We start from the raw sequence: 26,256 nt of genomic DNA, 5'->3' as shown, positions 1-26,256 counted from the left end.
ATTTGGGATGCTGAGTAACGTGCCAATATAACCATTAAAAATAAACCTGTTGGAGACGACATGACCCTCTTCATAAAAAGCGTTATTGCTGCTTCGCTGCTGGCGTTGTCCACCTGCGTTCTGGCGCAGATCAAGGTAGGCATTACCATTTCCGAGACGGGAGGCGCGGCATCCATTGGCGCGATCTCACGCAAGGTCTTTCCTTTATGGCCGCGTGAGATTGCCGGTCAGTCCATCGAATACATCGTGATGGACGACGGCTCCGATCCGGGCAACGCCGTGCGCAACGCGCGCAAGCTGACCAGCGAGGACAAGGTGGACGTGTTGATCGGTTCGAACACCTCGCCGAACTCGATCGCGATGATTCCCGTTGCGCAGGAGACCGCGACGCCGCTGATTTCGCTGGCATCAGCCCTCGCGATTGTCAGTCCCATGGACGCAGCACGGCACTGGGTATTCAAGACCGTGCAGAACGACCAGAGCATGATCGACGCCGTGCTGGCCGACATGTCCCGCCGCCATGTCAAACGCCTGGGTTACATCGGTCTGGCCGATGCTACCGGAGAGGGCTACCTGAAAGCGATTCAGGCAATGGCGCAAGGGCGCGGCATCACTTTGGTGGATATTCAGAAATACAACCGTAACGATCAGAGCGTGGCAGCGCAAGGGCTGCGCCTGGTAGCGGCGAACCCTGACGCGATCTTTGTCGCCTCGCTGGGGACATCGGCGGCATTGCCTCAACTCGAGTTGGTCAATCGCGGCTACAAAGGGTTGATTTACCACACGGGCGGCGTCGCAAACGACGACTTCCTGCGTGTTGCCGGTTCTTCGGCTGAAGGCATTTATCTTCCGCTGGGCGGCTTCCTGGTGGCCGGACAATTGCCGGATTCGAACCCCACAAAACGCCTTTCGATGGACATCGCGGCAGCCTACGAAAAGCAGAATGGCCCAAACACGCGTAACGTCTTTATTTCGTATACCTACGACGCGGTGCTGATGCTTCAGAACGCCATTCCTTCCGCGCTGAAAAAAGGCAAACCTGGGACACCCGCTTTCCGTTCGGCCCTGCGCGATGCGCTGGAGCAGATCAAGGACCTGGTGGCGACCAACGGGGTGTACACCATGTCGCCGACCGACCACACGGGTCTGGATACACGATCCATTTTCATAGTGACGGTCACGAACGGCAAATGGGCACTGGCCCATTGATTGAACTCCGCCCACGGACGAATCAAACCGGAGTAACTCATGAGCATCATCACGACGCCGTACGAAAGCATCTGGAAACATTTGTCGAAGGTTGCATTCACCCAGGACTGGGTCGATGCAGGAGGGGTGCGCACTCGCTACATCCGTGCAGGACATCCCGACAGCCCCGCGCTCATCATGCTGCACGGCACGGCCGGCAGCCACGAGGGCTTCTGCGCAAATCTCGGTGCGCACGCGGAACACTTCAACTGCTTTGCGATAGATCTCGTGGGTGCCGGTCTTACGGATAAACCCGACCACGACTACGAAATTTCCACCTATGTCACGCATGTGCTCGACTTTATGCGGGCGATGAAGATCGAGAGAGCCTCGTTCATCGGCGTGTCGCTTGGCACCTGGGTGGCGGCGCGTTTTGCACTGCAGTATCCTGAACGGGTTGACCGTATAACCATGAACGCACCGTTCGGTCTCTCCGACGACGCGCAGGAAATAGCGGGCATTCGTGAACGGCGCGGCCGCGCATTCGAGGATCCGTCTTGGGAGAACATCAAGACCATCTTCGACAATCTGATTTTTCGCCCGGAGAAGCGCATTCCCGACATCATCGGGCTGAGGCAGGCCATGTATCTCGAGCCCAATGCGAAAGCCGCATCGAATCATATTCTCAACCTGTTTTCGCCCGAGTTACTGGGACGTAATCTCATCGCCCCGGAGGATTGGAAAAAGATACGGGCGCCAGTCATGGTGGTGCTTTCGCTTCGCGACCGTCCACTATTCCTGAACACGGCACGAACCATCGTCAGACTGATTCCCGATGCACGCCTGCTCGAAATGGACGAAGTAGGTCATTGGCCGCAATTCGAAAACCCGGAGGTATTCAACCGTGCCAATCTCGCTTTCATGCTGGAGGAAAGATGAGCTTACTTCGCCCGCAACTCAATCATCTCGGCCTTTACACCGCGCGTATGGAAGCGATGGAGCGGTTCTACGTGGACGTAATGGGCTTGATCGTGACCGATCGGGGGAGCGTGCCCCGCTTGGGCAATGCGGAGATTGTATTCATGAGCGCGAGCTCTGACGCACATCATCAGGTGGCGCTCGTCGCCAGGCCGGATCAATCCGCTCCGAGCTGTATCAATCAGATCGCCTTCAGGGTCGATTCGCTCGGTGCATTGCGAACCATGTACGAGGCCATGAAGACCGCGGCCGTTGCGCCGATCCAGCCGATCGATCATGGCAACGCCTGGTCCATCTATTCGGCGGACCCGGACGGCAATGGCATCGAAGTGTATCTCGACTCGCCGTGGCAGGTGGCGCAGCCGCACTCCCGTCCGCTCGATCTTTCGCAGGACGACAAAGCCATTATCGCTAATACGGAGACAGCCATTCGCAGTGATCCCACTTTGCAGACACGGCAAGCCTGGTCCCGCGACATGCTTGCCCGGCTTGAGCGCTGAGCGATGGAACAGGACAATAGCGGATCGACCACCAACACGGAAGCGGCCATCCGCGCGCTGGAGCAGGCACGTCTGGACGCACTCGGACGTCATGATGTGGATTCGATCGAGCGCCTCCTCGCGCCCGATCTCGTGCATGTTCACGCAACGGGGCTGGTAGAGAACAAGGCGGAATTTATCGCTCACTTGCGCGCATTGCCGCGCAGCACGGATCGATGCACGCTGCAGGTCAGGGTATTCGGGGATGTCGCCGTATTGACCGGAAAGGTGGTCAATACTGTGGTGTATCCAGGAAGGAGCGAACCGGAGTCCATACCCATGTTTGTCACCCAGGTCGCGCGTCTCTGCTCCGGGGAATGGTTATTTGTTTCGTTTCATGCCACGCGGTTGCCTGATTGAGGTTGCCGGGGATCACAGGTCAAGCTCGAGACGCGCTCCTCGCGCGCGCGATACACAGATCATCATGCACTTACCCGATGCTTTTTCCTCGTCCGTCAGATAGACGTCGCGATGATCGGGCACGCCGCCCAGTACTGGCGTGATACAGGTGCCGCATACGCCTTGCTCGCACGAGACGTCGGCGTGGATTCCGGCGTCCGCCAGGGTGTCCACGATCGATTTTCCGGGCGGGACCACAAGCGTTCTGCCGGTGCGGGCGAGTATCACCTCGAACGGCTGGTCGCCGTCGTGCGGCGCTTGAGGGGGCGCTGCAAAGTATTCGACGTGCAGGTTGCACCCAGACTTGCCGGCCATGCATTGCTGACCCGCCTCGATGAACGGCAATGGGCCGCAGAGATAGACGCCGGCACCTGCGGGAGGCGCCGCCAGGATTTTCGCGAGCGTCGCGCGTGTCGCTGCGGCGTCGAGGCCACGATGCAGCTCGACCCAACGCGAAAAGCGCGGCGACAACAGGATATCCCTGAAAGCAATATGCTCGTCGCCGCGCACGAAGTAATGCAGCGCAAACGTGCGGCCCTGGGTGCCTAGACGAAAGGCCATGGCGAGCAGCGGCGTAATACCGATACCGGCCGCCAGCAGGATGACCGCGGGTTCGTGCGCATCAAGCTCAAAGTTGTTGCGCGGATAGCCGATCGTCAACGTCGTGCCCGCGGTCAGTGTGTCGTGCATCGAGGCGGAGCCGCCGCGCGATTGAGGCTCCCGCTTGACCGCGATGACATACCTATGCCGTTCCTGTTCATCATTGCACAGCGAATATTGCCGCGTATGCCCTGCTGGCGTGATGACGTCGATATGCGAGCCAGCCTCGAACGGCGGCAACGTTGCATGCGGCTCCGCAACGAGTTCGTACGACCTGATGCCAGCGGCTAGTTCGTCTACCCGATTCACTACGACCTTGAACATTTGCATTCTGTAATTCCTGGCTATACCGGTCTGGATGATCCAGGCGAGGCGCTACGCCGTCCAAGATAGGCGCCAATGACAGAGGCGTCATTAATGAGTTCGCTCGCTGCGCCTTCCAGTTTTACTTCTCCGTTCTCCATCACATACGCGTAGTCGGCGGCCTTGAGCGCCGCGCGCGCATTCTGTTCGACGAGAAGAATCGACACGCCCGTCGAGCGTAGTCCGCCAATCATCTCGAAGATATCTTTTACGATTAGCGGCGCGAGGCCCAGGCTAGGTTCGTCGAGCATCAACAAGCGCGGCCGGGACAGCAGCGCACGGCCTAGCGCCAGCATTTGCCTTTCGCCACCGGACAGGGTCATGGCATTCTGATTGCGGCGCTCGCGCAGGCGAGGAAAGCGCTCGAAGACCGGCCCGATCTGTTGCGCGAGATTGCGCTCGCCGCGCACGTAGGATGTGAATGCGCCGAGCGCAAGGTTGTCGTACACGGACATATCGGGGAACAGTTCCCGGGTCTCCGGCACGAGCGAGATACCTCGAAACACGCGCTCTTCAATCGAGCTTCCGTGCAGCGACTGCCCTTCATACAACATTTCGCCCTTGCATGGCATGGTGCCCATCAGGGCATTTAGAAGGGTCGACTTTCCCGCGCCGTTGGCCCCCACGATGGTGACGATCTGTCCCGCGCGCACCCGCAGAGAAAGGTTGCGCAATGCTTCAATTCGCCCATAGCTGGCCCAAAGCCGGTTCACTTCGAGGACATAGGGTTTTTCCACCGCGGCTGGGACGGCTGACGACGGCGGCTCGATCTCATGAAGTACAGCCGCTTTCATCATTCTGCTCCCAGATAAGTTTCGATCACTTGCGGATCGCTTTGCACTGTTTGGGGCATCCCCTCGCATAGTTTGGTGCCGAAATTTACCACGACTATTTTATCGACCAGATCCATCAGGAATTCCATGTCGTGTTCCACGATCAGCACGGTAAGCCCTTCTTCGCGCAACTGCTGGATCAATGCGCCGAGCGCCCGTTTTTCCTGATGCCGAAGCCCCGCGGCAGGTTCATCAAGCAGCAGGACGGACGGTGACGCGCTTAGCGCCCGCGCGATCTCCACCACACGCTGGCGGCCGAGCGGCAGCGTATGGGCATCGGCGAAGGCGACGTCTTTTAGCCCCGCGCGCTCGATGGCCGCCATGGCCCGCGCTTTCAGCATGCGTTCCTCGTGGCGGTCGAGGCGCAGCAGCGACGCGATAAAGCCCTTTCTGCCGAGCCAGTGCGCACCCAGCGCGACGTTGCTGAGCACACTCTGCCCGGGCCGGAGTTGCACGTGCTGGAAAGTGCGCGCGACACGATGGCGTATCACCTGATGGGGGCTGAGGCGGCTCAGACAATGCTCGCCTAGCCAGACCTCGCCCTGGTCGACGGAAAGCGTGCCCGCGATCAGGTTAAAGAGGGTGCTTTTACCCGCTCCGTTCGGTCCGATTACACCGACGACCTGTCCCGGCGCCGCGTCAAAGCTCACGCCATTCACCGCAAGCAGCGACCCGAAACGTCGGCTCACCTTCTCCACGCGCAGCGTGGCCGACGGTTGCGCCGCGAGTGCATTGGCCTGGGATGATGAAAACCGGCAAGGGATTTCCGCTGGGATCCAGACAGTGTCCTCCGTGTCGGCCTCGTGATTATCTGGACTGGCTGCGCCCATGCGACGTGCCGACAGGATGCCCGAGCGCGCATGATGGAATAATCCAATGATAAGCAAGCCGAAGAAGATTTGATCCCAGTGTACCGGCCCCGGAAGGACATGCGTCAGGCCGATCTGAAGCAGCATCTTGCCGACCACGAGCACGAATGCGCCGACTATCGCGCCGAATACCTGGGTCGCGCCCCCGAGCACCAGCATGAATGCGTAATCGATGCTGCCGTCGAAGCCGAAGGGTGCCGGATTGACGAAGCGGAAATAATGGGCATACAGCCATCCGGAAATGGCTGCGAGGAACGCCGCGTAGATAAACACCGGCAGTCGAAGCCGGTAGATGTCAATGCCAAAGCTCTCGGCGAGCACCGGATTGCGCAGTGAACGGATGGCACGGCCCGTGCGCGAATCGAGCAGGTTCATGGTGCAGACCACCGCGACAGCGACGACGGCCCATATCAGGTAATAAGACGGGCGGGAACCCGCGAGCGAAAACCCAAAAAAGGTGATCGGCGGGATGTCGGATATACCGTTGTAGCCACCCAGAAATGGCAGATTGCCGAACAGATAATAAAGCCCCACGCTCCATGCAACTGTGCCGAGTACCAGGTAGTGACCTGACAAACGGACGGTCAACAGACCGATCACTGCTGCAGCCAGACAGGTCAGGAGCACGGCTATCGGCAGCGTGACCCAGGGCGACCATCCGAGCGTGGTTGAGATCGCGCCCGTGGTGTAAGCGCTCAGGCCGACAAAAGTCGCCTGCCCGAACGAGGTCATGCCTCCTACGCCGGTCAGCACGACCAGTCCCAGCACGACAATGCTGGCAAGTCCTGTATAGATGAGCAAAGTGGTGTAAAAATCCGGGAGCACGAGCGGAGCGACCACAAGCGCCAGGCATCCAACCGCGACGAGCCATTTTCTCTTCATATCATTCCTCATCGACTTCGGCGACCCGGCCGACGCGCACGGACATCCACAGCAGGAACGGTATTAGCAGCAGGAAGACGATCGTGTCCTTGAACGTGCTTGCGAAGAATGCGGCCGATGAATCGGTAACGCCGACGATAAGCGCCCCGAGCGCCGCCAGTGGGTAGCTCGACATAGCGCCGATCACCGCCGCGACGAGTCCCTTCAGGACAATCAGGAAGCCGGAGTCGTAGTAGACGGTAATCGAAGGCGCGATCAGGATTCCCGACAGCGCGCTGATTGCCGCTGCAACGCCAAACGCCGCCTTGCCGGCAAGTTCCGGGCGCACGCCCATTAGCTTGGCCGCGCGCCGGTTTCGGGCGGTCGCGATGAGCACCCGACCGAGATAGGCTTTGGAGAAGAACAGCCACAGCGAGAGCAGCATCAATCCGCTGGCGCACCACACGACGATCACTTGTCCCTGGATCGAAAAATTGCCAAGGGTAATTCCTGAGCGCAGGAACGGCTGCGTGCGCCAGCCTTCCGCGCCAAATACGCTAAGGCCTATCCCGAGAAGAACGAAGTGAACTGCCACGCTGACGAACAGTAGCGCGAGTGGCCCCGCGTCAGCGATTTTGAGGAAGGCCAGCCGGTAGGTCATGGCGCCCAGCGGCGTCACAAGCGCAACGGCCAGCACCGCGTTCACCAATTGGCCGAGATGCAATGGCGCCAGCAATACGACGAGCGCTGCGATCATTCCCGGTATGACCAGATCACGGAAGGCAATCCGCGCAAGGTGTCGCGTGCACGATGCCGGTTGCGCGGCGATGCGCGCCCCGGGCCGCAGGATTGCCCAGCAATCGGAAGCCGCACAGCAGGCGCCGAAGATCAGCAGGATATATACGGTGCCCGGAATCTGCCGTTGCTCGAGCGACGCCATCGTCAGCGCGCCGAAGGCGACGAATTCACCTTGTGCAATGAAAAGGACCCGTGTGACGGAAAAGATCAGGATCATGGCCAGCGCGACCAGCGCATAGACCACGCCCGAAGTCAGACCGTCCTGCAACAGAAATGCGATGGTCGTCCCGTCAGGCATTTTGTGTGCGTCCTCTGCCCGTCGCGTCCCTATCCGTTGGCGGGGTCAATTCGGCAGACGGCAACGGGAACGGCAGTGCCGGCAGAATTTGCGCCTCGCACGTGCCGAAGCCGATTCGCGCGGCGCCGGGCTTGTCGGCCGCGCCCCGGATGATGATGACGTCGTCATCGGCAACGAAAGCGCGCCGTTCGCCGTTGGCGAGCTTCACTTCTTTCTTTCCGTTAAACGACAATTCAAGCAGCGAGCCTGCCTGTTCTGGCTGCGGCCCGGAAAGCGTGCCGGTGCCGTAAAAGTCGCCCGGCGCGAAGTCACAACCGCTTGATGTATGGTGCGCGAGCATCTGGAAAACGGACCAGTAGAGATGCCGCGAATTGGACGCCGTCAGACGGGAGGGCGGATCTCCATCCTTGCGCATTTTCGCAGTATGGAGATGAACTTCAAGATCGATGTCCAGATGCGCGCGGCTCGCGTGAGCGGTTCCGTTCAGATACGGCAGCGGCGCCGGGTCTTGGGCTGTTCGCGACCACGGTAGCCGATATGGCTCCAGCGCCTCGAGCGTCACCACCCACGGCGACACGGAACAGCCCCAGTTTTTCGATGCAAACGGTCCAATGGGCGTAGCTTCCCACTGCTGCAGATCGCGAGCGGACCAGTCGTTGAGAAGCGAGACGCCAAACAGATGGTGTTCGGCTTCATCGACTGGAATGGGGGTCCCTAATTCGCTGCCGGCTCCCACATACACACCGAGTTCCAGTTCAAAATCGAGCTTTTGCGTCGGGCCGAACGCGGGGATATCCGAGCCGGCAGTTCTTGACTGACCTTGCGGGCGGCGCAGCGCCTGACCGCTGATTCGAATCGATGATGCGCGGCTGTGATAGGCCACGGGCATCCATCGATAGTTTGGAAACAGCGGCGTGTCAGGACGGAACCGCATCCCGCATGCATGGGCGTGATGAAGCGACGAGTAAAAATCCGTGAAGTTGCCGATTTTCACGGGGAGCCCATATTCGGCGTCTCCTTGTGCCGCGAGGACGATCGCATGGCGTGTCGCGTGACGCGCATCGTGTCTCAGGCTCCGCGACAATTCGAGCCGCAGCGCAGACCATGCGGCATGGCCGAGTTCCATTAGCCGGTTAAGCTGCGCATCCGCAGCGGCTCGTGCAGCTTCCGCGGCTTTGCCATTGAACGAACCGGCGGCGAGCGACGCGCGTATATCGACGATCTGGTCACCGATCGCCACGCCGACCCGATAGGACTCTCCCGAGCCTCTTTTGCGAAACGAGCAGAACGGCAGGTTCTGGACTGGAAAGTCACAACCGGGTGCGTTCGCGCTTTCGACCCAGCTCGTCAATGCCACGTCGTGTGTTTCATTCAGTTGCATGGCGGTCTCCATCGAACTGTTTAGCGAGCGCCGACCAGCATTGCTGGTAGTCGTGTTGTCGTTGTGGCGTTTGCACGGCCCAGGCGGTCAGGCGCAGGGGCAGCCGCGTTTCAAACATGAACGCGATCGATTCCGTGATCTTGTGAGGTTCGAGAGTGGTATCGCGCGCGCGGCGGTAGGTTTCGGCGTCGGGCCCGTGCGGGGTGAACGCGTTATGGATGCTTGCTCCGCCAGGAACAAACCCGCCTGCTTTGGCGTCGTGCGCGCCGCAGATCAGGCCCATGAATTCGCTCATTACGTTGCGGTGAAAATAAGGCGGACGAAAAGTGTGTTCCGCCACCGCCCAGCGCGTCGTCAACGCGCAGAAATCCGCGTTCGCCGTGCCGGGCGTGTCGGACGGCGAAGTCAGCACGGTATAAATGGACGGATCGGGGTGGTCGAATGAGATTGAGCCGATCGACTGGAAACGATCGAGGTCGTATTTGTAAGGCGCGACGTTGCCATGCCAGGCGACCACATCGAATGGCGAATGATCGAGCGTCGTCGACCACAGTTGGCCGCCTGTCTTGGCAATGAGTTCGTGTGCGGCATCACTGTCTTCGAATCGCGCGACCGGAGTCAGGAAATCGCGGCGGTTGGCCAGCCCGCTCGCGCCGATCAGGCCGAGATCAGGCAGCCTGAAAGCACTCCCATGATTCTCACAGACATAGCCGCGGCTTGGGCCGTCCGGCAAATGAACCGCGAACTTCAGGCCCCGCGGGATCACCGCGATCTCGCGCGGTTTGGCGGTTAGCATGCCTAATTCGGTAATGAGGCATAGCGTTCCCTGCTGCGGGATTATAAGCATCTCGCCATCGGTATTCACGAACGCCTTGCGGTCCATGTCGATGGTTGCCGCATACAAATGCACGGCGGCGCCGGAAAGGGTAGCGGGGTCGCCGCTGATCGCGAGCGTGTTTAAGCCGTCTACGAAATCGACCGGCGTATCCGGCAGCGGTTGCGGGTTCCATCGCTGCGCTTCAGGCAGCGGTGCAACGTCCAGCGGCGCCAGAGCGTTGGAGTCCTTGCGAATAAGCCGATACGTCCCTTGCAGCACCGAAGGTCGTATCCGATACATCCAGGTTCTGAGATTCGTCGCGCGGGCCGTGGTAAATGACGTGCCCGACAATTGTTCCGCGTACAGTCCGAATGCGGGTTTTTGCGGATTGTTCTGTCCAATCGGCAATGCGCCGCTGATTGCCTCAGTTGAGAACTCGTTGCCGAACCCCGTTTGATAGGTCAGCTCATTCGTCAGCCTCGTGCGCGTCGCCGTGTCCCGGACTTCGCGTTCAACGCTCAATTTCGAATTCATGCATGTCCCCTGAGCCTTAGCCGTTACTTTGGCGAGTCCCGCAGCCTGCGATGGGTCGAATATAAGCGCAACGGTCGATCATGTATAGATCGAGTGTCCAATCGACTATCGATCTCCCTGACGCCGGCCGGATTGCGATTGATTCAGGCAAAGGGAAGCAGAAAGGAAGCAGAAATCAGCCACAGACTGACCTCGATATAATCACGGCGTCACTTATGGGAATCCTCCGCTCAGATGTCAAGCATCACTCGGCTCTTATCTATACTTGAGGTGCTCTCGGAAGGCAAACCGTTCCTTTCTGCAGAGGACGTCGCGGCCGAACTCGGCTGCTCTATTCCAACGGCCTATCGCTATGTGCGTGAACTCGTCGACTCAAGCTTGCTGGTGCGGTTTTCGGGGGGAGAGTACGGTCTGGGCCCTCGCATCATCAAGCTCGATTACTATCAGAGAATTTCCGATCAATTGCTCGCCGTCGGACAGCCGATCATGAATGAGCTGAGCAAGCATTCGGGGTTCGACGTTGTCATGTCACGCTGGTACGGCGACGAACTCGTCGATACGCATCGCGAGACGCGCGATGCAACGCTCGACCTCCGGTACGGTCGAGGCCGGCCCCGGCCATTGTTTCTCGGCGCAGCGCCGAAAGTCGTTCTGTCTACCTTTCCGAAAGCCAAACTCGCGACCCTGTTCGAACAACGTAGCGACGACATCGCGCAAAGCGGACTCGGGACAACGTTGGATGAGTTTCGCTCGTCGTTGCTGAAGATCAGGCGGGCGGGTTTTTATCTGTCAAGGAATGAGTTGGCGCAAGGCGTGTCTGCGGTTGCAGCGCCGCTTTTCACCGACGATTCCGGCGAGGCAGTTGGATCACTTGCATTGGTGATTCCAACGCCGCGCCTGGACTTCGCCAACCTGAGCCGGCTTATCGAGTCGATCCAGGAGGCCGCGGCACGCACTTCCCAGCGCGCGCGCGCAGTGATCGAGGGCTGAAACAGAAGTGGCTGGCGCGACGGAAGCCGAGCGAGCGTTGCGCCTCGTTCAGCTTTTTTGCGGTCACAAAACGAGTACTGCGTTGCCGTGGCCGATACAGGGCGCAGAAACCTCGAACCGGCAACGAAAGATTCGTCTCGCACTGCTCGTGTGAGACCGGGACCACGGTTCATGCCAGGCCCATCCGCTCCGCCATGTTCGCTTCCCATTCGCCGCGCAGCTTGAAGCCGGGCAACGTGCGCGCGTGGCGTTCCACGGTAATCATCAGTTCAGTGTCGGACAGGCCAAAGTCAACGGGCACGCGCATCGGCTGATCGACATACCAAGGGGTATCAATGAACACTTCCAGACGGTTGCCTTCGGGGTCGCGCGCGTAGAACGAGATTGCATTGCCATGTGTGACCGGGGTGATCTCTTCCATCTTTTCGGACACGAACCTTTGATAGAAAACCTTCAGCGTGGCGAGGCTATCTGCTTCAAATGAGATCTGGTTGATCGGATTGAATGCGAGATGTTCAGGCCGGCCCGTGGTGAGCACGATCTGATGATGGACAGTGGGGTCGCGGCTCAAGAATACAAGTTGCACCGTGCCGCGCGCCGTTTCCAGCTTGCCGCGATCGGTCACCGTGAATTCAAGTACACGCGTATAGAAATCCTCCATACGCGCCATGTCGTGTACGTAAAAACCCATGTGGTTCAGCGTTAACCCGTGCGTTGCGCCCTTCATGTCGTCCCTCCTATTTATGATAAACCCTTATACAGATCAGCGTATTTTTCCGCTACATTGATCTACGTATTATCACTATACGATAAAAACGCTAACTTAAGGTCTGATCTTAAACGTTTGGCAACTTCCTTTCCCGTCTCCGGAGCACTATGAAACTCGCCAGCTTTTCGACTCGTGAAGGTCCGTCGTTCGGCATCGTCCGCGATCAGGCGGTGTTTGATCTCGGCAAGCGCCTGAATGGCCGTTACCCCGACATGAAGACATTCATTGCGGCTGACGCCTTTGCCCAGGCCACGCAGGTGATAGACGCGGGTCAAGGTGATTTCCAGCTGTCAGACGTGACGCTGTTGCCGGTCATTCCCAACGCCGGGCAGATTTTCTGTGTCGGTCTTAATTACGCCGACCATATCAAGGAAACGGGTCGCGAGAATACGGAGAATCCGGCGATCTTCATGCGCTTCCCACCGTCGCAGGTCGGCCACCGGCAAGCAATGCTGCGCCCGCCCGAGTCGCAGCAATTCGACTTCGAGGGCGAGATCGCCATCATCATCGGGCAGGGTGGACGCCGTATCGCGGAGCGAAATGCATGGAGACACATTGCAGGTTACGCCTGCTACAACGATGGGTCGATCCGCGACTGGCAGCGTCATACAGGGCAGTGGGGTCCCGGCAAGAATTTTTATCGCACCGGCGCGTTCGGTCCGTGGATGGTGACAAGCGATGAAATCGAACCCGGCGCGTCGATGACGCTGGTCACGCGCCTGAACGGCAACGAGATGCAGCGTGCGACGACGGATATGCTGATTCACGGTTTTGCGGAACTGATCGCCTATCTGTCGACCTTCACTCCCCTTTCTGCGGGCGACGTGATCGTAACCGGTACGCCTGGCGGGGTGGGCGCGAGGCGCGATCCGCCACTCTTCATGAAGCCGGGTGACGTGACGGAAGTCGAAGTCGATCGCATTGGTGTGCTGTCCAACCCGATTGCTGAAGATGCCTAACCCGACCTGATGGCCGCCGTGCCGGATCTGCCTGCCGGCTGCGCCGGCGTCTCATCCAGCAAATCCAGATATGTCAGAAAAAATGACCTCGAAGCATGCTTGCGATTACGACGTCGCCGTCATCGGGCTTGGTCCTACCGGGGCCACGCTTGCCAATCTGCTTGCCATTGAAGGGTTGCGCGTGCTCGTGCTGGAACGCGACAAGGATATTTTTGCGCTGCCGCGCGCGGTCCATTTCGACGGAGAGTGCATGCGTGTGTTCCAGACGATCGGCATTGCCGGGACGCTATTGCCGAATCTGTTTGTTGCGCTGGGCGTGAGGTTTTTGAATGGGGCGGGCAAGCTCCTGATCGATTGGACGCGTCCTGCCGGTATCGGTCCGCAGGGTTGGTGCGCGAGCTATAAATTCCACCAACCCGATCTGGAAGTCGCCCTGCGTGAGCGTCTCGCGCAGCAGGCTGGCGTTGATGTCCGTCTGCACCATGAAGCATTTGCGCTCGACGAAGCGACTGACGGCGTGGTGGTGCGCTTCGAGGATATGAGCCGTGGCAAGCTCGGTCGTGCAACGGCACGGTATGTCGTCGGCTGTGATGGAGCCCGCTCGATCGTGCGACGTTTCATGGGCACTGAACTCACGGACCTGAAGTCACATGAGCGCTGGGTGGTGGTCGACGTTCTGCTCAATACACCACGCCCGGATCTGGGCGACTACACGATTCAATATTGTGAACCTGCCCGCCCGACTACCTATACGCGCGGTCCTGGCAGCCGGCGCCGCTGGGAAATCATGGTGATGCCGGGCGATGACCCGAGCCAGGTCGGAACGCCAGAATGGTTGTGGGACAAGCTTGCGCGCTGGATTTCGCCAGCCGATGCACGGCTCGAGCGCTCGGCGGTCTACACATTTCATTCGGTCGTGGCGGACGGATGGCGCCGCGGCAGGCTCCTGCTGGCGGGTGATGCTGCGCATCAGACGCCGCCCTTCATGGGTCAGGGAATGTCCGCCGGCATCCGCGATGCATCCAATCTGGCATGGAAGCTTGGCACTGTACTTCGCGGCGACGCATCCGATGAGCTGCTCGACACGCTCGAGTCGGAGCGTTCGCCGCATGTGCGGGAGTTCATCGAAACGGCCGTGCAGTTTGGAGCGATCATTCAGGCGACGGACCCGGACCTCGTGGTAATGGGAGACGGAGAGGGCAGTGACTCGATCCGCAACTTCGTGACTCCGCAGCCGGCGCTCGGACCGGGCGCCTGGCTTGCCGGACAAACCGGAACTGGCGGCACCATTTCACATCAACCGCGGCTCGCAGACGGCCGGTTGCTGGACGATGCAGTGGGCTACCGCTTTGCACTGGTGCTGTTGCCGGAGTATCGCGAACAGCTCGATGACATCACGGATCTGGTTGCGCAGGCGAACCTGAGCGTCGTTGCCGATGGCGGCGAACCTGTTCGCAGCTGGCTTGGCACACTTGGCGCCGTCGCCGTGCTCGTAAGGCCCGATCGATACGTGCATGGCATTGCCCGCAACATCGAATCGTTGGAGTCTCTCATTGAGAGTGCATTGCCGAGACGGCAGACAGAAGGCGTATGACAGTACGACTGTGGCGACTATTTGCGCTCCGGGTCGGACGGCAACGGAAAGTGACTGGAGGAAGAAGTCAGGCCGGCACTACGGCTCCTCTCATGGAGATAGAAACGGTCTTCAGGACGGTGAACGATTAGCGGCAAAAAAGCCGACAACAATATTGGAGGAGCAAGTGGACATCGCTCGAAATGAGATTGGCGTTTCCGGTCATCCGGAGTCCGGAGAAATATCACGCGCGCAGTGGAAGATGATCCTGATCGCGAGCCTTGGCGGCTCGCTCGAGTTTTACGATTTCATCGTCTATGGGTTCTTTGCGCAGTTCATCGCGGCGCAGTTCTTTCCCAATGCATCGTCGGTCATCAGCCTGCTGTTTTCGTTTTCCGTTCTTGCAATTGGCTACGTGATACGACCGTTTGGCGGGATTGTGCTTAGCAGTTGGGGCGATCGTTATGGTCGTCGACCCGTCTTTCTGGGTTCGATTATCGTGGTTACCACGGTGACCATCTGTCTCGGCTTGCTGCCGAACTATCAAAGCTGGGGCCTTGCTGCGCCTATTCTGCTCATCTTGCTGCGTCTGGTGCAGGGTTTTTGCGTTGGCGGGGAAATGCCGGGGGCAGTCACCTATGCGGTCGAAGCCGCGCCCCGGCGCGCTGGACTAGCTGCGGGAATCATTATCTGTGCAGTCAATACGGGTGTGTTGCTGGCAACGCTGGTGAACCTCGGGATACAGACCTGGCTGACCGCGGCCGATGCAGCCGCGTATGGCTGGCGGATTGCTTTCCTGTTTGGCGGCGTGTGCGGAGTCGTGTCCTGGTGGATGCGGCGTAACCTTGACGAGTCACCCGAATTCAAGGAGATGCGTGGCGCAGTCGAGAAGCAACCTTTCCGCGAAACGTTGCGTCACCACGGCAAGAGGGTAGCGGTAGGCGCATTGTCAATTGCGGTGATGGCCGGCATCAATGGCATTCTGTACGGCCATATGCCCGCTTACCTTGTCCAGCAGCTTCATTACGTGCCGCGGACCGCCGCGCTCGCGCAGAACGCCTACCTCGTTGTCAGTTCGTGCGGCCTTCTTGCCGCGGGTTGGCTCGGCGACAAAATACCGCGCCGCTATTTGTTGAGAGCTTCGGCTGCTCTACTCGTCGTCCTGACCTATCCGTTCTATCAAGCGCTCGTCAAGCATACCGTCGACCCCGTCGTGCTATTCGTACTGGCCGCTCTTGTGTTTTCGCTGGCTAGCGGCACGTGGGCCTCGGTTCTCGCCGATCTCTTTCCGGTGCAGATCCGCTTCAGTGGAATTGCGCTTTCGTACAACGCGTCGGTGATGCTGTTCAGCGGCTTCGCGCCTCTCGCGGCAACCATGCTGATTCGCCAGACGGGTTCTCTCTCTGCTCCGGCTTACTACGTGATCGGCGCATCGGTGATCACGCTGGCAGCAAGCCTGTTGTTGCCTGTCGCGCAGCTGGGCGGGGGGAAGAGAAATGCCACGTGATCTGGAAGGCTGGCCGGGCGGCCAAGCGAGAAACAGCCGCTGGTCGCATTCCGCACTGTCTTAAGGAGGATGGCTGCGATATCGCGAATCGGCACTATTGCTCGCTCCGGATGAAACGCCTGTCGTCGCCGGCACTGAGGTGGCGGCCCGCAGCGGCTCGGGAGCGCCGTCATTGACGTAAAAGCGGCACGGCCTTTGAATGACCACAAAAGCTGATGTCTTTATTCCAATCAATCCGAGACCTCCGATGGCCCGCATTGCATACCCCGACACGCATTCGCCCGACATTGCGCCGCTCGCCACACGCATCGTTGCCGAACGCGGCAAACTCCTCAATCTTTATTCGATGCTGCTGCACAGCCCGCCTGTCGCTGAAGGCTGGCTTGCATTCCTGACTGCGATCCGGCAGAAGTCCAGCTTGCCGGCGCGCATACGGGAACTGGTCATCATGCGGATTGCCGTTGTCAATGGGGCGGCCTATGAATTCCAGCAGCATCGGCCGATTGCGCTCGCCGCGGGTCTCAGCGAAGCGCAGATCGACGCATTGCAAGTGGACGATCTGGAGGGGTTGGAAGACACCGACCGCGCCGTCCTGTGCTATTGCGACATGATGACGAAGAATGTTCATGTGACAGATGAAGTTTTTGACCCGGTAAAACGCTATCTAGGCGAACGGGAAATCGTCGAATTGACCGCGACGATCGCCGCCTACAATATGGTCTCGCGTTTTCTCGAGGCGCTGCAGGTCGATCACGATTAGTGATTGTGTTCGAACATTCGAATCATTAAGAAATGCGTTCACCGCTACAAAGGTGATTGCCGTTGCCCGTGTCGATTCGGCCGCTCGTGGAGAAACAAGCGCATGTATCCCATCGATTTCCTGTGGCGTGCCGTTGATCGGTATCCGAACCGGACGGCTGTTTTCGGGCCTGGCGGCAACCTCAGTTTTCGCGAACTGGGAACTCAGGTTCTCGATCGCGCGGCCACGCTGACCCAAATCGATCCCGTGCGCGGCGGCCGGATATGCGTGGGTGCGTCCAATGGCATGGATCATCTGATTGCCATTCTGGCTGTGCTTGCAGCCGGAAAGGTATGGGTGCCGCTCAATCCGCGCAATGGCGATCCAGAGTTGCGTCGCATTCTCGACTTCGTCGAACCGTCGTTGGTGCTAGCAGATGCGGAGATGCAAAATCGACTATCCGGCACGACGGCTGCGCTGCGCTCGCTCGAGTCACTGACGCAGCAGGCCGGCGACGTCGGCGCGGTCGTGATGGGCCCGCGCTCGAGTGGTGGCGTCGCGATGGATAAACCGCAGGCGATCAAGTTCACCGGCGGCACGACCGGATTTCCAAAAGGCGTGATCCAGCCGTTGCGGGCATGGAATACCAATATCGCCACGCAGATCCATGAGCTTGGCCTGAAACCTGACGACCGGTATCTGGTTGCCGCGCCGCTGTCGCATGGCACATCGACGTATCTGCTGCCATTGCTGGGCGTTGGCGGTGCGTTGATCATCCCCCCGGAGCAGGCAAAGGCGGCCGCGCTGCTGGACGCAGCCGATGCTCACGGAGCAACGATTCTTTTCGCGCCCCCCACGCTGATCGTTGCCCTTGCGGAAGAGCAGCGCCGGTCGCCGCGGTTGCTACGACGCCTCCGATATCTTGTGTATGGCGGCGCGCCGATGCGCGCGGAACAGATCCGCGACGCTCAGTCGGTGTTTGGCCCGGTGCTGTGCACCACGTTCGGGCAAACGGAAGCACCTCAGATCATTACGTTTTTACCGCCGGCCGAAATGAATGGCGATACGCTGACTTCCGTGGGACGGCCATCGCTGCTCACCAGGGTGGCCATCATGAACAAGGACGGCGAGCCTGTTGAGACAGGCCAGCAGGGAGAGATCGCGGTGCGCGGCGATCTGGTGATGAGCGGCTACCTTAAGGCCGAGGACGAAACACGCAAGACGCTTGTCGACGGCTGGTTGCGCACGGGCGATGCCGGGGTCTTCGACGAACGAGGCTACCTTTTTCTCCGCGACCGCATCCGCGATGTGATCATTACCGGAGGCTTTAATGTCTACCCCAGCGACGTGGAAGCGGTGCTATCGGCGCACCCCGCCGTGGCCGACTGTTCGGTAGTGGGTGTCCCGGATGCAAAGTGGGGCGAAGCGGTTCATGCCGCAGTGCAACTGCGCTCGGGCATGCAAGTGGATACCGCCGATCTGGTTGCCCTCGTCAGGCGCGAGTTGGGCCCGGTCAAGACGCCCAGGCATGTGCATCTGTTCGAGTCGTTGCCGCGCAGCGCCGTGGGCAAGGTTCTGAAGACAGAAGTCCGTAATACCATCCTTAACAGGCGAGGCCAGTGATGAACTCCTCTGACAAAACGCATACGCCTCGCACTACGTTGAGCCATCACACGACGCAGGCGGTGTATTACGGCGACGACGACCTTGTGCGCGATCTGCTCGGTCAGGCCAGCTTCGTCGACGTATTCATGAAACAGACATTCGGCAGGGTGCCGACCGCCGCGGAGCGCCGTATTGTCGATGCTGTGCTGGTCACGCTGATGGAACACGGCATGACCCCCAGCGCGATTGCGACGCGCATGATTTACTCGAGCTCGCCCGAAAATCTCCAGGCCGCCGTTGCCGCCGGCCTGCTAGCGGTGGCCAGCCGTTTCGTCGGCACGATGGAGCCGGCTGCGGAGCTTCTGGACCGGATCGTCGGTGCAAACGCCGAGGGCGCCGACGAGGCGCGAACCATTGCGCGCGATTTCCGGAGCCGCCGGGAACCGGTGCCGGGCTTCGGACACCACCTGCACCGTCCGGACGATCCACGTGCGATTGCGCTGCTCGCGCTAGCACGCGAGGTCGGCACCTACGGCTCACGCTGCTGCGCCCTTGAACGACTGGCGATCGAGGTGGACGCAGCATCGGGACGTCATATCACGATAAATGCAACCGGTGCTATTGCCGCAATACTGGGTGACATCGGTATTCCCGCCGCGCTGATGCGCGGCTTTGCGGTACTCAGCCGTGCTGCCGGACTGATTGCTCACGTCGCGGAAGAGCAGCGTGAACCATCGGGCCGCTTTATCTGGAGTCTGGTCGATGGTGCAATGGCGGCCGGGCACCCCACAGACTGATTTCATGGGTCTTGTCGTGACAAGGCGAGCGGGGACGAGCAACAACGATATTTCAAGGGTGACTCAGATACGAGCCCTTTGAAAAATCATGGCTAAGCGATTTTTCGTCGAAGCAGGCTACCCGTTGCGATATGAATCATTGCTTCGGACACGTCGATGCATGGCTCGCAATCACGGGCCAACCGACGCTAGCGAAACTATCCGGCTTTCGGGTGTCGCTTTACCCGTCCGGAGTCGCCGCCAAGCCCGGCGGACCTTGATGGACGCCCGTAGCAGGCGATGCGCTCGAAGGTGCGGTTCCGCCGGGCAATTGAAGCGGATGCAACGTGGACCTTAATGCCTTTCCGTCAGTTCTATATCGATAGAAATTGGAAGGCTGTGCGCGCGGGCAGGGTTAACATGCGCGTTTTGCTCTTCCGCTTCACCGCGTATCAAAGCGATGTCAGCCAAACTTCCGCGCTTCGGCGTCTGGGCACTCGTGCACGGCAGCCGCGCTGCGTTGCAGGATCCCGCAGAACCCTATGACGCCTCGTGGGCTCGCAACAAGGCCCTCGTCCTCGAGGCCGAGCGCCTCGGATACGACTCGGTGCTCGTCGCCCAACACACGATCAATCCGCATGACCCTTCGCTCGACCAGCTCGAGGCGTGGACCGCATCGGCAGCATTGGCGGCGCTCACGTCGCGCATCGAGATCATCACGGCGATCAAGCCCTATCTCTATCACCCGGTCGTGCTCGCGAAGATGGCTCAGCAGATCGAGCACATCAGTGGCGGGCGTTTTGCGATCAACCTGGTGAACGCGTGGAATCGTCCGGAGCTCGAACGTGCCGGCATTGGCTTTCCCGAGCACGATGCGCGCTACGCGTACGGCCGCGAATGGATCGAAGTCGTCGCTGCGCTGCTGCGCGGCGAAGTCGTGAATCATCACGGTGAGAACTTTCGTATCGACGAATATCGGTTGCGTCCCGCCGACCCGTTTCGCGCGCGTCCGCGCATCTATGTCGGCGGTGAGTCGGAGCCGGCGCGCGAACTCGTCGCGGCGCACGGCGACGTTTGGTTCATCAACGGTCAGCCGCACGACGACGTCGCGCGTCTGATCGCCGATGTATCCGCTCGCGCGCGTCCCGCCGGGCAGGATGCGTTGCGTTTCGGTCTGTCGGCCTTCGTGATCGCGCACGAAACACAGGCGCGGGCCGAGGCTCACCTCGCGCATCTATTCGCGCTGGCCGAGCTGGACAAGCCGCTACGCGAGCGACAGAAGGCCAATATCGATCCGAAAGCCGTGATGCACCAGACTTTCGCGCAATCGCCGCGTGTCGGTTCGAATGGCGGCACGGCCGCGGGGCTCGTTGGCGATTACGACGCCGTCGCGCAGCGCGTTGCCGCGTTTCACCGGGCGGGCATCGAACTCTTCATGCTGCAGTTCCAGCCTTTCGAAGCCGACATGCGCAGCTTTGCAGAAGAGGTCGTGCCGCGCGTTCACCGGCTCCTTTCGCACTGAGCGCAGCCGGTCCCGAATCACGCGCGACGGGGTGCGCGATCAGAAGAACGCGCCAGTGGGCGGAAGCTGTCCGGTCAGCAGGTTCTGTCCGAGTAGCCGTTCCTTGTATAGGCGCGGATTGTGCGAAGCAATTACCTTGATGTTGCGCCAATGCCGGTCCAGCGCGCCCACGCGAGATACGACCGAGCCCGACCCAAGGTCGATCAGCCAACTGGCAATCTGAGGGGCGAGATCGTCGATCACGACCTTGGCTTCCGCCGCCGAGAGTGTGGCGGCCAGCGTAGTGTCATATTCGTCGGCTGTTCCATAGCTATCCCAGGCGCGCTGAAGCGCTGCCACAGCGCGATCAGCAGTGGCCTCGACGCTGGCCGCATAGGCGCGAATCCGGCCAAGCAGCGTTTGCAGTACAGGCTCGTCGGTGGGATGCGCAGCATCGCCGTGATAGAAATTGCGCCCGCGGGCGCGCAGCACCTCGACGGCGTCCAACGCCACCCGCCGCACGATGCCTGCGATGCAACTGGTCAGATAGACCTGGTGAAAGGTGTATCCCCAAGGCGCTGCATCGCCAGTTCGCGGTGGGTCTGTCGGATAGACATGAGCCGCGGGCACCGTCACTGCATGAAACTTCGCCGTGCCTGAGCCCGTCAGGCGCTGACCGAATCCCTGCCAGTCATCATCGTTGCTGACGCCCCGGCCCCGGTCGAACACGTATTGCACGGTCCTGCCCTCACGGCTTTCCACCGCGAGGCCAACGAATGCGTCGTTGTAGAGGTTGCCGGTCGCGTAGACCTTCTCGCCCGAGCCGATATATACGCGCCGCGCTTCGTCCCATTCGAGCCGGCTCAGCACCTGGCTCGGACGCGCGCCGGCCGCCACGGCGTCGCTGTCGGTGAAACTGAGGCCGACGGTTTTCTTCTTCCTCGTCAGATCGAGAACGTGCGCATGGAACGGGTGATCTGGGCGTCTGAGCGCTGCTTCGACTTGCCACAGATGATTGCGAAAGGCGTGAGCGATGTTCGAATCCGCCGCCGCAACGTCGCGCGCTACGACGAAAAGCCCGCTCAACGACACGCCTCGCCCGGCGGCGTCGACCGGCAGGCGCAGCGCGCCGAAGCCGAGCTCCTTGAGCCTCGCGATCTCCTCGTGCGGCAAACGGTGATTCCGTTCCCGCTCCGCCGCAGTCAATGCGATATGGGCGATGGTCTCAGCGAAGCCGAGTGTTGCGGACAATGGCGAGACAAGCGTGATTCCCATGGCGTGTCTCATCAAACCTTGACGCTGTAATCCGCGACCCTGATTCGCGAGTTGATGATCTTGCGTTCCGCGAGCCAGTCGGCGGCATGTTGGAACTGCGCGATGAACGCGGCGTCGTCGGGCTCGTGGAATTGATTCACGCGCTTCAGGCTCGTCAGATAGTCGCGCACCTGGTCCGGATATTTGGCTTCCTTCTGCACGAGCTGCTCGGATTCGGCAGAATGCGCCGACTGCCACGCGCCTTCGACGTAGTACGCATCGATTACTGCGCGAATCAGCTCGGAATTCTCTTCGGTGAATTTTCGGCGCGTTACGAGGGAGCTGTAATCGATCAGGAAATCGAGGTCGCGTCCTTCGTTGAAAATGTCCTTGGCGTTGTTGGTATAGCGTGCGATATCCACGGCCGGGGACCACATCGACCAGGCGTCGACTACGCCTTGCGCGAACGCCGGCGCGGCATCGGGCGGATTCAGGTAGACGAACTCGACCTTGCTGCGGTCGATGTGATTCTTCTCCAGCGCTGCAATCAGCAGGAATTCACCCAATCCCGACCGGTTGATCGCGACCTTGCGGCCCGCGAGGTCGGCAACTGAATTGATACCGCTCGATTTCTTCACGATGATCGCGGTCGAGCGCGGCGAATAGATGTCGAACGCATTGAACACGAGTGGTGAGCCGGCCAGCATCGCGGCCAGTGCCGGCGTCGTCGATCCCCAGAAGCCGAAATCCGCGCTGCCGCCGACGACTGCCTGAATCGACGGCGCATGATTCGGAAACGGCCCGACCCATTCGACCTTGATGCCCTTTGCAGCCAGGGTCTTCTCGAACACGCCGCGCTGCCTGGCAATGTCCGGCAGGCTACCGTATCCCCATCCGACACGAACCGTATCGGTATTGCGTGTCAGCTTGCGCGGCTCGGCCGCGCGAGCCGGAAACAGGCTGCCGGCGGCGGCGCCGGCCAGCAGGCCACCCGCCGCGCGCAACAGTTGGCGGCGGCTCAGCGAAGAATCGTTCATCCTTGTCAGGTCCTTGGAGTCATGCAGAAAAGCGCTCAGAGAGACTGAACGCCGAGTTCTTCGAGCAGAATCGACCGCAGTGCCTGCGGCGTGTGGGTTTCGGGTTGGAAGGAAGCAGCGATACGCCCCGAGCGCATGACAAGAATCCTGTCGGCGAGCGTGAGCGCCTCGTCGACGTCATGGGTCACGAGCAGCACGCCGGGGTGATGGCGGGCGACGAGTTCCTTGACGAGTCCGTGCATCTTGATTCGCGTGAGCGCGTCAAGCGCCGCGAACGGTTCGTCGAGCAGCAGCAATGCGGGATCGCGGGCGAGGCCGCGCGCCAGCGCCACGCGTTGCGCCTGACCCCCCGACAGGTTGCGCGGCCAGTCGTCTTCCCGGCCGGAAAGCCCGACTTCGGCCAACGCACGCGCCGCCCCGGCACGACCGACTGTCGTTTCATGACCGAGCGCGACGTTCTCCCACAGCGTCGCCCAAGGCAGCAGCCGGTGCTCCTGGAACACGACGGAAGGACGTTCGGGCGCGCGGATCTGGCCAGCGTCGGGCAGATCGAGCCCGGCCAGCGCACGCAACAGAGTGGTCTTCCCGCATCCGCTTTCCCCGAGCAGCGCGACAAATTCGCCTTCGCGGATATCGAGATCCAGCGCATCGATGACGACACGGGCACCGTAGCGGCGCTGCAGGCCGCGCACCGATACGGCGAGTGGCGACGGGTTCACTGGCTCCTCGGTGAAAGCCGGAACGGCGGCATCCTGGGACAGTGCAAAATCAAGGGTCACTTGTGCACTCCTTTGGCGTAATTCGCGTGCCATGAGAGGAAATGCGCTTCAAGCAGCCGCACCAGCGCGTCCGCCACCACGCCGATGAACGCGTAGATGACGATGGTCAATACGATGACATTGGTCTGGAGGAATTCGCGGGCATCCATGGCCAGAAAGCCGATGCCTTTTGTCGTCGCGAGCGTTTCGGCGATGACGAGCGCGAGCCACGCATGAGCGAGTGCATAACGCACGCCCGTCAGGATTGATGGCATCGCACCGGGCAGAATGATCCGTCGCACGACCGCAGTTCGGTCCAACCCGATGACCTTCGCGAGCTCCATCAGCTTCGGATCGATCTGGCGAATACCAAGCATGGTGTTGATGTAGATGGGGAACAGTACCGCGAGCGCGACCAGAAAGATTTTCGCCACCTCGCCGACACCGAACCAGACGATGACGAGCGGCAACATCGCGAGGAAAGGAATGGCGCGCACCATCTGGATCGAGCGATCCAGTAGCGCCTGCGCTAGCGGCGAGAAGCCGACGAGGACACCGAGCGCAAGTCCGATCGTTCCGCCGATTGCAAAACCCGCAGCGGCACGCAACAGCGAAACGCCGAGGTGAACGAAGAGATCGCCGTTTCTGGCCAGATCCAGCGCGGTCGCCGCGACGCTGCTTGGGGCTGGAAGAACCTGAGGGGCAATCAGTCCGACGCGTGCCGCGACTTGCCACAGCACCAGCACCAGCGCGGGAACGATCCACGAAAGCCACCTGTAGAGCGCACCTTTCGAAACCCCGAGGTACAACCGGGTCGAAGCGACATAGCTCTTGCGGGAATAAGTGACGTCAGCCATGTCGGTCCCAGATTAGCCACGAAAAAGGACTGCTCCGAGATGGAGCCAGTACGGTCAACACACCTCAGGGCGGATTAATTTGCCCAGCGATCCGGATAGCGAAATCTCTATCGGCAAAAGGGTGATGCCTCGCGAAGGCGAGCCTGTCATTAGAGGCCGACGGGTATTGCGATGGCAAACAGTTTTTTATGCTTTGCTTTTCAGTTCTGACGCATATCGCCGTGTCATTGTTCCTGTCCGGGATCATCACCTTGGTTTCCCGGACGGCGAACTCCTTTCAAGGACCGTTCATGGCGAAGCGGGTTGAGCTTGATATTGCTTATCCCGTGCCGATGAGCGCCTGAGCCAACGCATGCGCTTTGCGCTTCTTCTGGCGGGCATGGCCGCTGCGGATTTCATGGAGTTCGTCATGGGGTCGAAGCTCTGTTTGCACGCGCGTTCATGCTTCGCTCAACTGCACCACAATTTTGCCGAACGCTCCGCGTCGCAGATGCACGAAGGCTTCCGGCACCTGCGAGTACGCATAGGTGGCGTCGATGACCGGCCTGATTCCCAGCAGATCGACGGCACGCACCAGGTCCTCGAGCGCGCGGCGCGGTCCGACGGCGATGCCGACAATCGAGGCACGGCTGGCAAGTAGTGAAAGAATGGGCAGGCTGAGCCGGTCCGAGTCCAGAAGGCCGATGACCGAAATGCGTCCGCCTTGCACGACGGCTTGCAAGGAGCGCTCGACATTGTCGCCGCCGGTCATTTCCAGAATATGGTCGGCGCCGCGCCCGCCAGTCAGTTCGAGCACCGCGTGCTGCCAGTCGGGCGTCGTGTTGCGATTGATCCCATGACGTGCGCCGAGGGCGATCGCCCGGGCAATCTTCTCGTCGCTGCCGCTCGTGACAATCACCCGCGCGCCGTGAGCCGCAGCCAATTGAACCGCAAACAGCGATACGCCGCCCGTGCCTTGCACGACGACGGTCTGGCCTGCATGCAGGTTGCCCAGTTCAACCAGGGCCATCCATGCGGTCAGCGCCGCAACCGGCAGCGTGCTGGCTTCGACGGCGCTTAAGGTGCGCGGGGCACGCACACACCATTCGGCCGGCGCGGCGACATATTGCGCGAGCACCCCTGGGATCGGGCCGCCTTGGGTCGGCGCTACCGTCCACGATAGCGGCACACCATCTATCCAACCCGGAATGTAGGCCGAAATGACCCGATCGCCGACCGCGAAGCGCGTGACGCCTTCGCCCACTGCGACGATGCGGCCGGCCATGTCGGAAGCCGGTGTGAATGGAAAACTCAGCGCGTTGCCCATGCCGTTTTCGGCCACTTCGGCATCGCGATAGTTGAGCGAGACCGCGTTGACTTCAACGACGATTTCGCCCGCCTTCGGTACCGGACGGGGCACTTCACGTCGCACAAGTTTATCGAGACCCAGCGACGGGATTTCCCAGCGATTCATGGTGCTGTTCATGATGAACC

Annotated in this window: 25 protein-coding genes; 13 read left to right on the top strand and 12 right to left on the bottom strand. The window is 60.4% G+C overall.

Annotated features, from left to right (window positions below; all coding sequences use genetic code 11):
• The first annotated feature begins 60 nt into the window (after positions 1 to 60).
• Genes BXE_RS41440 through BXE_RS41425 form a run of 4 tightly spaced genes read left to right on the top strand, consistent with a single transcriptional unit; the run spans position 61 to position 3,065 of the window.
• Positions 61 to 1,209, top strand: coding sequence for an ABC transporter substrate-binding protein (locus tag BXE_RS41440; protein WP_011494123.1), 1,149 nt, complete (start codon positions 61 to 63; stop codon positions 1,207 to 1,209).
• Positions 1,210 to 1,248: 39 nt separating this feature from the next.
• Entirely contained in the window at positions 1,249 to 2,127 is an 879-nt protein-coding gene (locus BXE_RS41435) for an alpha/beta fold hydrolase (RefSeq protein WP_011494122.1), read from the top strand.
• Positions 2,124 to 2,666, top strand: coding sequence for a VOC family protein (locus BXE_RS41430; RefSeq protein WP_011494121.1), 543 nt, complete (start codon positions 2,124 to 2,126; stop codon positions 2,664 to 2,666). The genes BXE_RS41435 and BXE_RS41430 overlap by 4 nt, the downstream gene beginning before the upstream one ends.
• A gap of 3 nt (positions 2,667 to 2,669) precedes the next feature.
• Complete coding sequence (locus BXE_RS41425; RefSeq protein WP_011494120.1) at positions 2,670 to 3,065, top strand: nuclear transport factor 2 family protein; 396 nt, start codon at positions 2,670 to 2,672, stop codon at positions 3,063 to 3,065.
• A 12-nt stretch (positions 3,066 to 3,077) separates the two neighbouring features.
• Here the strand turns inward: BXE_RS41425 and BXE_RS41420 are convergent, their stop codons facing one another.
• The 6 genes from BXE_RS41420 to hmgA all read right to left on the bottom strand — a co-directional run bounded on the left by BXE_RS41420 (position 3,078) and on the right by hmgA (position 10,458).
• A complete protein-coding gene (locus BXE_RS41420; RefSeq protein ID WP_233518899.1) occupies positions 3,078 to 3,944 on the bottom strand; it encodes a PDR/VanB family oxidoreductase in 867 nt (288 codons plus the stop codon).
• A gap of 104 nt (positions 3,945 to 4,048) precedes the next feature.
• Positions 4,049 to 4,864, bottom strand: a complete 816-nt coding sequence (locus BXE_RS41415; protein WP_011494118.1) for an ABC transporter ATP-binding protein — start codon at positions 4,862 to 4,864, stop codon at positions 4,049 to 4,051.
• A complete protein-coding gene (locus BXE_RS41410; protein WP_011494117.1) occupies positions 4,861 to 6,651 on the bottom strand; it encodes a branched-chain amino acid ABC transporter ATP-binding protein/permease in 1,791 nt (596 codons plus the stop codon). Before BXE_RS41410 ends, BXE_RS41415 begins: the two co-directional genes overlap by 4 nt.
• Before the next feature lies 1 nt (position 6,652).
• Positions 6,653 to 7,726 carry a branched-chain amino acid ABC transporter permease gene (locus BXE_RS41405; RefSeq protein ID WP_011494116.1) on the bottom strand — a complete coding sequence of 358 codons (1,074 nt, stop codon included), beginning with the start codon at positions 7,724 to 7,726 and terminating at the stop codon, positions 6,653 to 6,655.
• Positions 7,719 to 9,107, bottom strand: a complete 1,389-nt coding sequence (fahA, locus tag BXE_RS41400) for a fumarylacetoacetase (RefSeq protein ID WP_011494115.1) — start codon at positions 9,105 to 9,107, stop codon at positions 7,719 to 7,721. Before fahA ends, BXE_RS41405 begins: the two co-directional genes overlap by 8 nt.
• Positions 9,094 to 10,458, bottom strand: a complete 1,365-nt coding sequence (hmgA, locus tag BXE_RS41395) for a homogentisate 1,2-dioxygenase (RefSeq protein WP_011494114.1) — start codon at positions 10,456 to 10,458, stop codon at positions 9,094 to 9,096. The genes fahA and hmgA overlap by 14 nt, the downstream gene beginning before the upstream one ends.
• A gap of 234 nt (positions 10,459 to 10,692) precedes the next feature.
• Here hmgA and BXE_RS41390 point away from each other — a divergent pair, with 234 nt between their 5' ends.
• On the top strand, positions 10,693 to 11,448 hold the full coding sequence (locus tag BXE_RS41390; protein WP_011494113.1) for an IclR family transcriptional regulator: 756 nt from the start codon (positions 10,693 to 10,695) through the stop codon (positions 11,446 to 11,448).
• Between the two features lie 169 nt (positions 11,449 to 11,617).
• On the opposite strand, the gene BXE_RS41385 is transcribed toward BXE_RS41390, so the two are convergent.
• Complete coding sequence (locus BXE_RS41385) at positions 11,618 to 12,175, bottom strand: VOC family protein (protein WP_011494112.1); 558 nt, start codon at positions 12,173 to 12,175, stop codon at positions 11,618 to 11,620.
• Positions 12,176 to 12,324: 149 nt separating this feature from the next.
• On the opposite strand from BXE_RS41385, the gene BXE_RS41380 reads away from it, so the two are divergent.
• The 7 genes from BXE_RS41380 (at position 12,325) to BXE_RS41350 (ending at position 20,898) form a co-directional block, all read left to right on the top strand.
• On the top strand, positions 12,325 to 13,176 hold the full coding sequence (locus tag BXE_RS41380) for a fumarylacetoacetate hydrolase family protein (protein WP_011494111.1): 852 nt from the start codon (positions 12,325 to 12,327) through the stop codon (positions 13,174 to 13,176).
• A gap of 70 nt (positions 13,177 to 13,246) precedes the next feature.
• Positions 13,247 to 14,770, top strand: coding sequence for a bifunctional 3-(3-hydroxy-phenyl)propionate/3-hydroxycinnamic acid hydroxylase (locus tag BXE_RS41375; RefSeq protein WP_011494110.1), 1,524 nt, complete (start codon positions 13,247 to 13,249; stop codon positions 14,768 to 14,770).
• A 220-nt stretch (positions 14,771 to 14,990) separates the two neighbouring features.
• Positions 14,991 to 16,256, top strand: coding sequence for an MFS transporter (locus BXE_RS41370; RefSeq protein ID WP_407668655.1), 1,266 nt, complete (start codon positions 14,991 to 14,993; stop codon positions 16,254 to 16,256).
• Between the two features lie 247 nt (positions 16,257 to 16,503).
• Positions 16,504 to 17,016: a carboxymuconolactone decarboxylase family protein gene (locus BXE_RS41365; protein ID WP_040123481.1), complete on the top strand. Its 513-nt coding sequence runs from the start codon at positions 16,504 to 16,506 to the stop codon at positions 17,014 to 17,016.
• Between the two features lie 102 nt (positions 17,017 to 17,118).
• On the top strand, positions 17,119 to 18,618 hold the full coding sequence (locus BXE_RS41360) for a class I adenylate-forming enzyme family protein (protein ID WP_011494107.1): 1,500 nt from the start codon (positions 17,119 to 17,121) through the stop codon (positions 18,616 to 18,618).
• The gene (locus BXE_RS41355) at positions 18,618 to 19,397 is read left to right on the top strand and encodes a citryl-CoA lyase (RefSeq protein WP_011494106.1); all 780 of its coding nucleotides are present in this window, start codon (positions 18,618 to 18,620) and stop codon (positions 19,395 to 19,397) included. The genes BXE_RS41360 and BXE_RS41355 overlap by 1 nt, the downstream gene beginning before the upstream one ends.
• A gap of 439 nt (positions 19,398 to 19,836) precedes the next feature.
• Positions 19,837 to 20,898, top strand: a complete 1,062-nt coding sequence (locus BXE_RS41350; protein WP_011494105.1) for an LLM class flavin-dependent oxidoreductase — start codon at positions 19,837 to 19,839, stop codon at positions 20,896 to 20,898.
• Positions 20,899 to 20,937: 39 nt separating this feature from the next.
• On the opposite strand, the gene BXE_RS41345 is transcribed toward BXE_RS41350, so the two are convergent.
• The 4 genes from BXE_RS41345 to BXE_RS41330 are packed head-to-tail and all read right to left on the bottom strand — an operon-like array spanning position 20,938 to position 24,783.
• A complete protein-coding gene (locus BXE_RS41345) occupies positions 20,938 to 22,152 on the bottom strand; it encodes an acyl-CoA dehydrogenase family protein (protein ID WP_233518901.1) in 1,215 nt (404 codons plus the stop codon).
• An 11-nt stretch (positions 22,153 to 22,163) separates the two neighbouring features.
• Positions 22,164 to 23,168 carry an NrtA/SsuA/CpmA family ABC transporter substrate-binding protein gene (locus BXE_RS41340; RefSeq protein WP_011494103.1) on the bottom strand — a complete coding sequence of 335 codons (1,005 nt, stop codon included), beginning with the start codon at positions 23,166 to 23,168 and terminating at the stop codon, positions 22,164 to 22,166.
• A 35-nt stretch (positions 23,169 to 23,203) separates the two neighbouring features.
• Positions 23,204 to 23,947, bottom strand: coding sequence for an ABC transporter ATP-binding protein (locus BXE_RS41335; protein ID WP_011494102.1), 744 nt, complete (start codon positions 23,945 to 23,947; stop codon positions 23,204 to 23,206).
• Positions 23,944 to 24,783 (bottom strand): ABC transporter permease subunit, encoded by an 840-nt coding sequence (locus BXE_RS41330; RefSeq protein ID WP_011494101.1) that lies wholly within the window; start codon positions 24,781 to 24,783, stop codon positions 23,944 to 23,946. Before BXE_RS41330 ends, BXE_RS41335 begins: the two co-directional genes overlap by 4 nt.
• Positions 24,784 to 24,971: 188 nt before the next feature.
• Here BXE_RS41330 and BXE_RS45560 point away from each other — a divergent pair, with 188 nt between their 5' ends.
• Positions 24,972 to 25,127 carry a lipid II flippase family protein gene (locus BXE_RS45560; protein ID WP_407668649.1) on the top strand — a complete coding sequence of 52 codons (156 nt, stop codon included), beginning with the start codon at positions 24,972 to 24,974 and terminating at the stop codon, positions 25,125 to 25,127.
• A 95-nt stretch (positions 25,128 to 25,222) separates the two neighbouring features.
• Here BXE_RS45560 and BXE_RS41325 read toward each other — a convergent pair whose 3' ends face one another.
• Positions 25,223 to 26,248, bottom strand: a complete 1,026-nt coding sequence (locus BXE_RS41325) for a zinc-dependent alcohol dehydrogenase family protein (protein ID WP_011494100.1) — start codon at positions 26,246 to 26,248, stop codon at positions 25,223 to 25,225.
• Positions 26,249 to 26,256: the final 8 nt, after the last annotated feature.

This window comes from Paraburkholderia xenovorans LB400 (assembly GCF_000013645.1).
In the GTDB taxonomy this organism is placed as follows: Bacteria; Pseudomonadota; Gammaproteobacteria; order Burkholderiales; family Burkholderiaceae; genus Paraburkholderia; species Paraburkholderia xenovorans.
This window is presented reverse-complemented; position numbering and strand designations above follow the sequence as displayed.

Excerpts from the sequence above, each read along its gene's own strand:
- BXE_RS41375 (WP_011494110.1), top strand. The coding sequence starts at position 13,247 with ATGTCAGAAAAAATGACCTCGAAGCATGCTTGCGATTACGACGTCGCC.
- BXE_RS41355 (WP_011494106.1), top strand. The coding sequence starts at position 18,618 with ATGAACTCCTCTGACAAAACGCATACGCCTCGCACTACGTTGAGCCAT.
- BXE_RS41350 (WP_011494105.1), top strand. The coding sequence starts at position 19,837 with ATGTCAGCCAAACTTCCGCGCTTCGGCGTCTGGGCACTCGTGCACGGC.
- BXE_RS41415 (WP_011494118.1), bottom strand. The coding sequence starts at position 4,864 with ATGATGAAAGCGGCTGTACTTCATGAGATCGAGCCGCCGTCGTCAGCC.
- BXE_RS41430 (WP_011494121.1), top strand. The coding sequence starts at position 2,124 with ATGAGCTTACTTCGCCCGCAACTCAATCATCTCGGCCTTTACACCGCG.
- BXE_RS41405 (WP_011494116.1), bottom strand. The coding sequence starts at position 7,726 with ATGCCTGACGGGACGACCATCGCATTTCTGTTGCAGGACGGTCTGACT.
- fahA (WP_011494115.1), bottom strand. The coding sequence starts at position 9,107 with ATGCAACTGAATGAAACACACGACGTGGCATTGACGAGCTGGGTCGAA.
- BXE_RS41425 (WP_011494120.1), top strand. The coding sequence starts at position 2,670 with ATGGAACAGGACAATAGCGGATCGACCACCAACACGGAAGCGGCCATC.
- BXE_RS41340 (WP_011494103.1), bottom strand. The coding sequence starts at position 23,168 with ATGAACGATTCTTCGCTGAGCCGCCGCCAACTGTTGCGCGCGGCGGGT.
- BXE_RS41345 (WP_233518901.1), bottom strand. The coding sequence starts at position 22,152 with ATGGGAATCACGCTTGTCTCGCCATTGTCCGCAACACTCGGCTTCGCT.
- BXE_RS41365 (WP_040123481.1), top strand. The coding sequence starts at position 16,504 with ATGGCCCGCATTGCATACCCCGACACGCATTCGCCCGACATTGCGCCG.
- BXE_RS41440 (WP_011494123.1), top strand. The coding sequence starts at position 61 with ATGACCCTCTTCATAAAAAGCGTTATTGCTGCTTCGCTGCTGGCGTTG.
- BXE_RS45560 (WP_407668649.1), top strand. The coding sequence starts at position 24,972 with ATGCTTTGCTTTTCAGTTCTGACGCATATCGCCGTGTCATTGTTCCTG.
- BXE_RS41410 (WP_011494117.1), bottom strand. The coding sequence starts at position 6,651 with ATGAAGAGAAAATGGCTCGTCGCGGTTGGATGCCTGGCGCTTGTGGTC.
- BXE_RS41390 (WP_011494113.1), top strand. The coding sequence starts at position 10,693 with ATGTCAAGCATCACTCGGCTCTTATCTATACTTGAGGTGCTCTCGGAA.
- BXE_RS41360 (WP_011494107.1), top strand. The coding sequence starts at position 17,119 with ATGTATCCCATCGATTTCCTGTGGCGTGCCGTTGATCGGTATCCGAAC.
- BXE_RS41435 (WP_011494122.1), top strand. The coding sequence starts at position 1,249 with ATGAGCATCATCACGACGCCGTACGAAAGCATCTGGAAACATTTGTCG.
- BXE_RS41385 (WP_011494112.1), bottom strand. The coding sequence starts at position 12,175 with ATGAAGGGCGCAACGCACGGGTTAACGCTGAACCACATGGGTTTTTAC.
- BXE_RS41325 (WP_011494100.1), bottom strand. The coding sequence starts at position 26,248 with ATGAACAGCACCATGAATCGCTGGGAAATCCCGTCGCTGGGTCTCGAT.
- BXE_RS41380 (WP_011494111.1), top strand. The coding sequence starts at position 12,325 with ATGAAACTCGCCAGCTTTTCGACTCGTGAAGGTCCGTCGTTCGGCATC.
- BXE_RS41330 (WP_011494101.1), bottom strand. The coding sequence starts at position 24,783 with ATGGCTGACGTCACTTATTCCCGCAAGAGCTATGTCGCTTCGACCCGG.
- hmgA (WP_011494114.1), bottom strand. The coding sequence starts at position 10,458 with ATGAATTCGAAATTGAGCGTTGAACGCGAAGTCCGGGACACGGCGACG.